Below are 1238 nucleotides of genomic sequence, written 5' to 3' on the forward strand. Positions count from 1 at the left end.
GCACCTACCCGATCTTCGATGCGACCGGCTCGACAATCGCGCCAGGGCGATGGAACACGCCCGGAAGTCCTATCATCTACACCAGCGAGCACTATTCGACGGCCCTGTTGGAAAAGCTGGTGCATGGCAGCGGCCGACTGCCGCGCAACCAGCACTACATCGAAATCACAATCCCGGCCGGACTGAACTATGAGGTCTTTTCCCAGCCGTCACTGCTCGGCTGGGACACGATGCCGGCGACGGTGAGCAAGGGATTTGGCGAAGCCTGGTGTTTAGAACGGCGCGCCGTCATCCTGCTGGTGCCGAGTGTCGTGGCACGTCTCGATTGCAATGTGCTGATCAATCCGGCGCATCCGGAGTTTTCAAGGATCCAGACAAGTCTGCACCAGCCCGTCTACTGGGACCGGCGGCTGTTTGGCGCGTAACGGGGAGGGGCTTTCTGTCGCCTACAGCCCGCTGCCTTGGTGAGATGGACACGGAACCGGTCACGTCGGCGCTGGTATTTGCGCGTCATCTCTCTGCCAAGGGCGTGGCCGAGCTGCTTTTGCACATAGCGCTCGTCGACCTTGGCCGACGAGGCAAGGCCGGCGCCGCACGGCTTCGTTCGCCTTCCGACAGGTCGCCGCGCACGCCGGCGGCAGGCGGAACCAATTGGAGCTGACGCCGCAAGCTGTGATGTGTCGGCTCGATCTGCGACTCAGACGATGATCCGCGCCGCCCGCCCGAGCGTCCGCTCGGCGTCATTGTAATAGTTCGAAGCCTGCTGGACCGAGTGGTGCTGCGACTGTTGCATGGCTTCCGGCAGGGGAATGCCGCGGCGGGCGGTTTCGGTGAGGTAGCCGGAGCGCAGGCCATGGGCGGAAAATGCCATCGGATCAAGCCCGGCCTCGGCGACGCGGCGCTTCAGGATCAGGTTGACCGCCTGCGGCGTCAGCGCGCGTTTTCCGAGATTGCCCCAACGGTCGATGCCGCGGAACACGGCGCCCTCAGATATTTCAGCACGCTCCAGCCACGCTTGCAGCACCGTCACCGGCCGGCCGACGAGCAGCACGAAGACGTGGCTGTCGGCCTGTGTCGTTTTTGTCCGGCCGAGTCGGATTTTTAGGCACGGCAGTTTGTCCAAAGAGTCGGGAGCCTTGGGATCGGCCGGCACCGGCTCGTCTTCGATGATCTGCTCTATCCTGAGCGAAGCAATCTCGCTGCGGCGGCGGCCGCCTGAGGCGAAGGCGGTGATGAGA

At 63.7% G+C, this 1238-nt stretch carries 2 protein-coding genes and 1 pseudogene; 1 reads left to right on the forward strand and 2 read right to left on the reverse strand.

The window, feature by feature from the left end:
• A partial coding sequence (locus EOA38_RS37145; RefSeq protein WP_127301546.1) for an RES family NAD+ phosphorylase occupies nucleotides 1-425 on the forward strand: 425 nt, incomplete at its 5' end.
• On the opposite strand, the pseudogene EOA38_RS40800 reads toward EOA38_RS37145, so the two are convergent.
• Nucleotides 395-639 (reverse strand): annotated as a pseudogene (locus EOA38_RS40800) (hypothetical protein); the annotation flags it as partial. The gene EOA38_RS37145 and the pseudogene EOA38_RS40800 sit on opposite strands and share 31 nt — an antisense overlap.
• A gap of 58 nt (nucleotides 640-697) precedes the next feature.
• On the reverse strand, nucleotides 698-1238 hold a 541-nt coding region (locus EOA38_RS37155; RefSeq protein WP_145966319.1), incomplete at its 5' end, for a tyrosine-type recombinase/integrase.

The sequence above is a fragment of the Mesorhizobium sp. M1E.F.Ca.ET.041.01.1.1 genome (assembly GCF_003997355.1).
Taxonomy (GTDB): Bacteria; Pseudomonadota; Alphaproteobacteria; order Rhizobiales; family Rhizobiaceae; genus Mesorhizobium.